Annotated in this window: 8 protein-coding genes and 1 pseudogene; 7 read left to right on the forward strand and 2 right to left on the reverse strand. The window is 30.1% G+C overall.

Going from position 1 to position 9,824, the window contains the following annotated elements; all coding sequences use genetic code 11:
- Positions 1-1,191: an AAA family ATPase gene (locus QW060_RS24295; protein WP_290365301.1), complete on the forward strand. Its 1,191-nt coding sequence runs from the start codon at positions 1-3 to the stop codon at positions 1,189-1,191.
- Positions 1,184-4,291 carry a type I restriction endonuclease subunit R gene (locus tag QW060_RS24300; protein WP_290365302.1) on the forward strand — a complete coding sequence of 1,036 codons (3,108 nt, stop codon included), beginning with the start codon at positions 1,184-1,186 and terminating at the stop codon, positions 4,289-4,291. The genes QW060_RS24295 and QW060_RS24300 overlap by 8 nt, the downstream gene beginning before the upstream one ends.
- 102 nt (positions 4,292-4,393) lie before the next feature.
- On the opposite strand, the gene QW060_RS24305 is transcribed toward QW060_RS24300, so the two are convergent.
- A complete protein-coding gene (locus tag QW060_RS24305; RefSeq protein ID WP_290365208.1) occupies positions 4,394-4,546 on the reverse strand; it encodes a hypothetical protein in 153 nt (50 codons plus the stop codon).
- A 332-nt stretch (positions 4,547-4,878) separates the two neighbouring features.
- Here QW060_RS24305 and QW060_RS28710 point away from each other — a divergent pair.
- The 4 genes and pseudogenes from QW060_RS28710 to QW060_RS24320 form a co-directional block, all read left to right on the forward strand.
- Positions 4,879-5,133 (forward strand): annotated as a pseudogene (locus QW060_RS28710) (BfmA/BtgA family mobilization protein); the annotation flags it as partial.
- Between the two features lie 21 nt (positions 5,134-5,154).
- Complete coding sequence (locus QW060_RS24310) at positions 5,155-5,442, forward strand: hypothetical protein (RefSeq protein WP_290365303.1); 288 nt, start codon at positions 5,155-5,157, stop codon at positions 5,440-5,442.
- Positions 5,442-6,599, forward strand: coding sequence for a MobB family relaxase (gene mobB / locus QW060_RS24315; RefSeq protein ID WP_290365304.1), 1,158 nt, complete (start codon positions 5,442-5,444; stop codon positions 6,597-6,599). Before QW060_RS24310 ends, mobB begins: the two co-directional genes overlap by 1 nt.
- A gap of 393 nt (positions 6,600-6,992) precedes the next feature.
- Positions 6,993-8,228, forward strand: coding sequence for a type IV secretory system conjugative DNA transfer family protein (locus tag QW060_RS24320; protein WP_290365324.1), 1,236 nt, complete (start codon positions 6,993-6,995; stop codon positions 8,226-8,228).
- A 202-nt stretch (positions 8,229-8,430) separates the two neighbouring features.
- On the opposite strand, the gene QW060_RS24325 is transcribed toward QW060_RS24320, so the two are convergent.
- Positions 8,431-9,336 (reverse strand): DUF3800 domain-containing protein, encoded by a 906-nt coding sequence (locus QW060_RS24325; protein WP_290365305.1) that lies wholly within the window; start codon positions 9,334-9,336, stop codon positions 8,431-8,433.
- A gap of 50 nt (positions 9,337-9,386) precedes the next feature.
- Here QW060_RS24325 and QW060_RS24330 point away from each other — a divergent pair, with 50 nt between their 5' ends.
- Complete coding sequence (locus QW060_RS24330; RefSeq protein WP_290365328.1) at positions 9,387-9,773, forward strand: transposase; 387 nt, start codon at positions 9,387-9,389, stop codon at positions 9,771-9,773.
- Positions 9,774-9,824: the final 51 nt, after the last annotated feature.

Raw genomic sequence — 9,824 nt, forward strand, 5'->3', positions numbered from 1 at the left:
ATGAGTCAAACACTAACCGAAATAGCACAAAAATTAATAAGAGCAACAAAAGAGGAAGGAAAGAAATTTCGTAAAACTCAATTAATTTATGCGTTTAATGGTACGGGAAAAACACGTCTTTCTCGTGAATTTAAAGAGGTAGTAGATCCTAAGGATCAAAAAACACCAGAGTCTCCAATAAAGTTTATGTATTACAATGCATTCACAGAAGATTTATTTTATTGGTTTAATGACTTGGAGGCAGATACTAATCGTAAATTATTAGTACATCCTAACAATTTTACAGAATTAGCATTATCTTTTTTAAAAGATGAGAATCAACATGGCAACATTATTACTAATTTCCAGAAATACACTAACAGATATATAACCCCAAATATAAATGATGATTTTACAGAAATTGCCTTTGATTATTTGGCCGGTGGAGATAATAGCGATACAAACATAAAAATATCAAAGGGAGAGGAAAGTAATTTTATTTGGTGTGTTTTCTATAGTTTAATTGCGCACATAATTGATCTTTTAAATGAGGAAAGAGAAGATCGTTCAAGTGATAAATTCGATGAATTAGAATATATCTTTATCGATGATCCAGTGAGTTCATTAGATGATAATCATTTAATTGACCTAGCAGTTGATTTATCAAATTTAATTAAGAAAGCTAAGCTGACAAATGTAAAATTCATTGTTTCTACGCATAATCCATTATTTTATAATGTTTTGTATAATGAATTGAATCGTGAGAAAAATACTGGTAGATATAGACTACAAAAACTAAATGATGGGACATATCTTTTAAATGACTCAAACGATTCTCCTTTTTCTTATCATATATTCTTGTTAGATGAGTTAAATGCAGCGGCTATTACCAGAAATATACACAAGTATCACTTTAACTTACTTAGAAACGTTTTAGAAAAAACCTCTACTTATTTAGGCTTTAATCATTGGGAAGATTTAATACCTATGTATGTTAATACGAATGATGTACCCATAGCTGTTCGCTTGATTAATTTATATAGTCATAGTAAACATTCAGGTGATGAAATGGGAGTAATTCAAGAAATAGAAAAAGATATGTTTATAAAAGTTTTTAAATCATTATTAACAAAACATAACTTTAAATTACAATATAATGAACTTCTTGAAGTAGAAGCACAACCACAAACACAACAGTTACAAGATGCCTAATTTCAACACCATTGCAGAAACTAACAATTATATTGTTTTAGATAAATATACTAAGTTCTATGAGCTGAATGAAGCGCCAGTGGCGTATCAATCAGAAACAGCTCTTGAAAAAGAATTTATACAAGATTTAATAAATCTTGGTTATGAGAATCCAACGCATTTAAAATCAAATGAAGCTATGCTGGCGAATGTTCGCACCGAATTGCAGGCACTGAATAATGTCGTGTTCTCAGACAACGAATGGAATCGTTTCCTAGTAGAGTATTTGGATAAACCAAGCGATAGTCTAATCGATAAATCCCGAAAATTACACGATAATCACATTTACGATTTTGTGTTTGATGATGGGCGTATACAAAATATTTATTTAGTAGATAAAAAATCAGTTACTCGTAACAAGGTTCAAGTTATATCTCAAGTAGAGCAAACAGGTACACATGCCAATCGTTATGACGTTACCATTTTAGTCAACGGAATACCTATGGTACAAGTAGAACTTAAAAAGCGTGGTGTTGCTATTCGTGAGGCGTTTAACCAGGTACATCGTTATTCTAAAGAGAGTTTTAATTCTACAAATTCGTTATTTAAGTATTTACAACTGTTTGTAATTTCTAATGGTACAGATACTCGTTATTTTGCCAATACAGTGTCACGCAACAAAAATAGCTATGATTTCACAATGAATTGGGCGAAAGCCGACAATTCATTAATTAAGGATTTAAAGGATTTTACTGCAACTTTTTTTCAAAAAAACACCATTTTAAATGTATTACTAACCTATACTGTTTTTGATGTAAAAGATACATTATTGGTTATGCGACCTTATCAGATTGCAGCAACTGAACGTATTTTATGGAAGATAAAAAGTGCTTATCAAACAAAGAAATGGTCTACATTAGAAAGCGGTGGATACATTTGGCACACCACAGGATCTGGTAAAACGTTAACTAGTTTTAAAGCAGCACGTTTGGCCACTCAATTAGATTTTATTGATAAAGTGTTTTTTGTAGTGGATCGAAAGGATTTAGACTTTCAAACCATGAAAGAATATCAAAAGTTTTCTCCTGATAGTGTGAATGGATCAGATAGTACTGCTGGCTTAAAACGAAACATTGATAAAAGTGATAATAAAATCATTGTTACCACAATTCAGAAGTTAAACAACTTAATGAAAGGGGATGCAGATTTAGATATTTATCATAAACAAGTAGTTTTTATTTTCGATGAAGCGCACCGTTCTCAATTCGGAGAAGCGCAAAAAAACTTACAAAAAAAGTTCAAAAAATTCTATCAGTTTGGATTTACAGGAACACCAATTTTTCCTACAAACGCATTGGGTGCAGAAACTACAGCAAGTGTTTTCGGAACAGAATTGCATTCTTATGTAATTACTGATGCCATCAGAGATGAAAAGGTATTAAAGTTTAAAGTTGATTATCACAACGTTAAACCTCAATTCAAGGGTGTTGAAATGGAGGTTGATGAAAAAAAATTGAATGCTGAAGATACAAAAAAGGCATTTTTACATCCTGGTCGAATCAGCGAAATATCAAAATATATTTTACAGAATTATCGCATAAAAACGCATCGAACTAAAGGGGGAAATTCAGGATTTAACGCCATGTTTGCCGTTAGTAGTGTAGATGCGGCAAAGTGCTATTATGAAGAATTAAATCGTCAGCAAATCGGCAGTGATAGACCTTTAAAAATAGCAACCATTTTTTCATTTGCAGCTAATGAAGAACAAACAGCTATTGGAGAAATTTTAGATGAATCTTTTGAACCTTCTGCATTAAACAGTACGGCGAAAGAATTTCTTACAAAAGCTATTAAGGACTACAACAAAATGTTTAAAACAAGTTATGGTGTTGATAGTGATGCATTTCAAAATTACTACCGTGACTTATCTAATCGAGTAAAAGATAAAGAAGTCGATCTTTTGATTGTAGTTGGAATGTTTCTAACAGGATTTGATGCTCCGGCAATGAATACTTTATTTGTTGATAAAAACTTACGTTTTCACGGATTGATTCAAGCTTTTTCGCGTACGAATCGTATCCTTGATGCAACCAAAACGTTTGGGAATATTGTTACTTTCCGTGATTTGGAGCAAGCAACAGTTGATGCAATTACCTTATTTGGAAATAGCAATACAAAGAATGTTGTATTAGAAAAAAGTTACAAGGAATATCTAGAAGGTTTTACAGATAATTCAACAGGAGAAGCAAGAAGAGGTTTTGTAGAAGTTGTAAATGAACTAAACGAGAAATTTCCAAATCCTGATCAAATTGAAAAAGAAAAGGATAAAAAAGAGTTTACTAAGTTGTTTGGTGAATATCTTCGTGTCGAGAATATACTTCAAAATTATGATGAGTTCACAAGCTTAAAAGCTTTACAAACAATTGATATAAATGATTCAGAAGCAGTAGAAGACTTTAAAGAAATGTACCATGTTTCTGATGAAGATATTGCAGTAATGCAAGACATCGTTTTGTTACCTGAGCGTACAGTTCAAGATTATAGATCAACGTATAATGACATCCGTGATTGGTTACGAAAGGAAAAGGAAGGAAAACAACCAGAAGATTCTGAAATAGATTGGGATGACGTAGTTTTTGAAATTGATTTATTAAAATCGCAGGAAATTAATTTGGATTATATCTTAGAATTAATCTTCGAACACAACAAAAAAACAAAAGATAAAGTTGAATTAGTAGAAGAAGTAAGTCGTGTAATTCGTGCAAGTATTGGTAATAGAGGTAAAGAATCTTTAATGGTTGATTTTATTAATGAAACAGATTTAGATTCAATTCCAGATAAAGCTTCAGTTATTGATGCGTTCTTTAAATATGCACAAGTAAAACAAAAGGAAGAAGCAACAGAATTAATTGAAGAAGAAAACTTAAACGAAGAAGCAACAAAACGTTATATTGAGTCTTCATTAAAACGTGAATATGCAACTTCAAACGGTACTGAATTAAATACAATTTTACCAAAAATTAGTCCTCTAAATCCTCAGTATCTTACAAAGAAGCAAACCGTTTTTCATAAGATAAGTGCGTTTATCGATAAGTTTAAAGGAGTGGGAGGGAGATTGTAATTTAGAAAAAAATTAATAATAAAAAATATTAAACAATTTTCTCTTTTTCGGACTTTTACTCAGACTAAAATAAAAATGCTTTCCAATTGGAAAGCATTTTTTTTACATAAACTCCAAAATTTCTTGCTTCATCTTTGTCGGAAACTTTAAGTTATTTTCTTTCAAAAGGTCTTTGTCAATGGATTCAATTTCTTTGATAATTGAATTAAGTTTCTGGTCATTTAATGCTTCTAACTGCATTTGAATTTTGTACAATCTTAAAGATAATTTCTTTACATTTTTTTCTTCCATAGCTAATTAAAAATTTAATGTTGTTTGAATATTATTCTAAAATTACAAATAATTTTATTTATATAAAAAGTGAAAATTCCATTTTTATAAGAAAGTCTGTTTATCCGAAAATGAATGATTAAAGATATAGTGTATGTTTAGCGAGAGGATACGGGGCAATTTTGCCCCGTAAATCATATTGTATTGATAATCAATAAAATAACATACACTATAAATAATTTTGTAAACAAAAATGTAACAAGATTTTGTTATAATACTGTAATTTAGTAAATTAACTGTATTAAATAGTGTAACATATGTCTAATGTGGTTCGTGTTGATGTTTCAACAAAGTTAAAACTTGATCGTTTAAAAGAAGATTATAACATCAAAACTTTTGCGGAAGTTGTTGAAAAAATGACTTCATTTATCGTAGAAAATAAATTTGATTTGAATAGAAATTATGCGAATGATTGGCACAATATAATTGAAAAATCAAACGAAAAAAGTTTGAAAAGAATTGAAGATGTAATCAGAATAATTCGAAATATTGAGAAGGAATCTGTCATCCCAATTCGTAATCAAGTTTATGATATGTATCATAACAGTGATGTCAATTTTAAAGCCGAAGTAATCACTGAAGTAAAGAAAGATTTGGAAGTTAATTCTCCTGCGGAACAGGATCTGGAAAAATATAAAATTGAATTAGCGCAGGTTAAAAAAAGCAGAGATTTATATTTTAATGAATTGAATAATTTACGTCCACTAGTAAACGAACTTTTAAATTCTTTAACAACTAAATCTGGTTTAATGGGTTCAAAAGTTGAAGCAACTATAGCACCTGAAAGATTAAATGAACTAAAACAATTAATCAATAAATAATGTACATCAATTTTACCCCACATAAAGCAAACGTGAATAATTCTTCCGCTTCTTCTTGTGCGAATATTTTTGAATATTTAGAAAAGGAAGAGCGTGGCTTTGTTGAAGAAGATTCATTTTTTAAAGAGGAAAATAATGAGTCTATTGGTTTTTTTAATCAAGAAAATATTAACCTTTCTAAAGAAGATGTTATCCAAAATATTGATGAAAATAGAGGTAAAAGAGGTGTTAAAGAATCTAATTTTTATATGATAAATATTTCTCCTTCTTACTTAGAACAGAAACATCTTATAAAAAGAGTTGATCAATTTTTAGAAGAAAAAATTATTAATGAAAAACTTAAATTATCAGAAAAAGATTTAATTGCAGCTCGTGATGTGATGATGCGTGATCTTCTTATGAATTACAGCCGGGAAGTGATGAAAGAGTATGCAAATAATTTCAATCGAGAAATTAATGGAAAAAAATTATCTGAAAATGATCTGATGTATTATGGTAGAGTTGAGACGAGGCGCACGTATAATTTTCGAGATAAAAATGTCATCGAAAATAAAAAAATATTAGATAAAATAAATAGTTCGTCTGATAAAAACGAAATAAAAAAACTTCAAGAATCTTTACAAAAAGATTATTTTACTGGTGATGTTATTAAAGAAGGATCTCCTAAAGGTGGATTTAACTATCATGTGCATATTGTTGTTTCTCGTCATGATAATACCAATGATTCAAGAAATAAAATAAGTCTTTCTCCAATGACTCAATACCGTTCTCAAAATTCTAAATTGAATAATCAAGTAAATAAAACAATTGGTTTTAATCGGGATGTATTCTTTGAAAACGCTGAAAAAAGTTTTGATCAATATTTTAATTACAGAAGAGATTATTCGAAATCTTATGAAGCACATAAAAAAAAGGCAAGAACAAAAGGAATTCGTGAATTAACTAAACAGGGGATTGCAAACAGTGTTAAAAAAGAACTGAGTAATTATGCCGGAATAACTATTTCAAATCCTTCAAATCTTATTAAAATGCAATTGTCACAGACATTAGGAATAAATATTCCTACTCATTTAAAAATACCAACCAACCCAGTACAATTAACACTTAAAGTTGCCAAGACTGTTGCTAAAACTATTGAAAAAGGTTACGGAATGTAAATTACTATTGCTATGGAATATTTCTCTAATTTAACTACCGAAAATAAATTGATTGTATTGATAATGATTGTCATTTCAATAATAGGATTTATTTTATTTTTCCGAAAAGGATTTTTATACAAACTAATAGGTTTTCTAATAACTTTAGGTATCATTAGCCTTTATCTATATTTTTTTAAAAAGAATTATTTGTTTATTTCTCTCTTGGTTTTACCACCATTTTTAATTGGATTATTGACATCCTTTTTTAAATCGAAGCCAAAGGAAGCCGATCCAAAACAAGTTTATTTTCCGGCCAATAAAAGTAATATTTATATCCCCAATGTAAATACAGGTGTATTTATAGTTGCTGGAGCGGGATCAGGAAAAACGGAAAGTCCTATTTATTATTTAATGAAACATTTTGCAGAACATCAATTTACTGGTGTTATCTATGATTATAAAAATGGGGAATTATCTGAAATAGCTTTTGGACTATTTGGGGATCGTTTAAAAGCCATTTCATTGCATAATGTTAATTATTCCTATCGTATCAATCCAATTGCTCCACAGTATATAGAAAACGAAATAGATATAGAAAACATATCAAAATCAATTTTATTAAATCTAAAAGGAAAAGATGAAAAGGAAGATTTCTTTTATTCAGCCGGGGCAGGTTTGTTCGCAGCAATTATTTTAAAATTACGAACTTATCATCCTGAATATTGTACCTTGCCCCATGCAGTCGCATTTTTTTTAAGCTTGGAAGAATTGCTGAATGCAGATGAGGAAGAAAATGCACAGCCATTTAAACCTTTGGTAGATTGGTTAAAAACCGACTCACGAGTTATGAGTCAAGCTTCCGCTTTTTTAATGGGTATTCAATCTACTAGACAAACAGCCGCTGTATTAGCTTCGCTAGCTTCTTTATTACGTAAGATAGTAAATCTTGAAGCCTTTTACATTTTATCAGGAAACGAAATAGATTTGAATGTTAACGATCCAAAAATTAATATTGTACTGTCGGTTATTAATGAACCCAAAAATGCTTCTGCATTAACGCCACTATTAGCAGCTATATTACAAACAACAACTTCACAAATGATGCAACGCAATAGGAAACAAAGTTTTGTGTTATTAGACGAAGCACCTACGGTTAAGCTTTTAAATATGGCAAAAATACCTGCTACCATGAGAAGTTTTGGTGTAAGTACAGTTTACGCCATACAAGACATTTCGCAAGGATATGTACAGTACGGCCGTGATGATTTCCGTGAAATTACTTCCAACCTGGGAACTCAAATCCTAGGTAAATCTAATGATCCCGATACGGCTAAATTCAACGAACAATATTTTGAATTGGTAAAAGAAAAACAAGTTTCTAAAAACTTAAAAGGTGCTTCAGATTTATTTGGGTCTACAAATTCGAGAACCATTTCTCAACGTGAAGTTTCTAAAGTCCGGGCTTTTGAATTTACCCAATTTAAAGTAGGACAATTTGCATTTATTAGCGGTGGGAAATCTCAAGTAATAAAATTCAAAAAAGCAGATATAAATAAACCTCATTTGAATCTTGTAAGAACGGTTTCTAAAGAAGATTTGGAATTACATTTTCAAAAAATATTTGATGATGTGAAGAATTTATTTTAAAAAATTGGTTGTAATACAAAATTAATCTAAAACAAAATGCTCTTCAATAAAAAGCAGTAATAGTAAAATTACTGCTTGTATATTTAACAACTGCATTTAGAAAACTCCATATTAAGTATTAAGCTTTCTGCGGTTCCGTTCAACGGGCTTTCATCTCGTGCCCTCCGGGCAAGACGAAAGCTTAGTTATTACCTGCAGTATTTTATAAATATTTTTTACTGATTTTTTCGAATTCTGTTTTCAGATAATTTCTAAATTGAGAATCGGATTGAACTTCACGTATTCCTGCGCCCATTATTTTACCATTATATCTTCTTAAATTTGGATACACATATTCAAAAAACATCTTTTGTCCAAGTTCATAATTATTTGATGTGATTCCTCTTAGCATTGCTGAGAATGTACCTGAAATATAATCGGCTATTTGAATACCAACACTTTGATGTGAATGTTCAATATTTAAGCTATCTTTAATATGACTATATTTTTCTATAAAATCGCCTTCATTTATAAGTTCGAAATATACATCTCTTAATAATTTGTCTGTGTTTTCACTTACGGGATCAAAAAATAAAACAGCTAAATTTTCTTCTGAATCTTGAATTTCCATTTCAATTCTTTGCATATGTTCTTGTAAATGCATTTTAAGCATTTTGGGTTCAGAATACTGTGAATTGTTCTTGTTTTTTGTTACAGTTAGGACGATTTTCTTATATTCTATATCGTTCAATAAACATAAAGTTTTTTCTACAAATTCAATTAATTTATGATAATCATAATTTTCTAGAAATTTAAAATCTTTATTGTCTTTAATTGGTGTTTTATTTTTTTGATGAATTCTTAAACTCCACAAATAAGCCCATTTAATTTCTTTATTTATTGGCAAATCATATTCTTTCTTAAGTGCAAAAAACTTTTCTTTAAGTATTTTCCACTCTGAAGATTTGATTAATATTGTTGAACGAATGTAATAAGGATGAACTTTTAAATTTGGTTTTTTAGGATTATATAATCCACATTCATCGCTAAAAGCAAAATATGTACACATAGTTTGAGGAATATTGCAGGTAACGGCAGTCTGTGAAAAAAGTACACAAACTCCTTTCAAATATAGTTAATATTTCATAAATTCATAAGGTATTCATAATTCACGGTTTTATGCCTATAATCAATGGTTTAGACAGACATCAACTTACATTCTCTAGTTTAGAAGCTGCAATTGCTACCGATAATGATGTCCGATTTATAGATGCTTTTGTAGAAAAATTAGATCTTCAGCAACTAGGTGTTCGCTCTTTAACTTCCTCGGATAAAAAGAAAGAAGGTCGGTCATCTTTTAGTGATTCTTTATTTCTCAAACTCTATCTTTACGCTTGCCTCAATGGCATCCGTAGCAGCAGAAAGCTTGAGCGTGAAGCCATCCGAAATATAGAATTGCAATGGTTGTTGCAGGGACTACATCCCAATTACCATTCCATAGCCGACTTCGTAAAATCAATGCGACGGCGCTACAAAATCTGTTTAAACTATTTGTTTCATTTCTGAAAGATGTAGGATTAGTAGCGGAAAAAGTAATCGCCGTAGATGGCACCAAAA

The organism is Paenimyroides ceti, assembly GCF_030409925.1.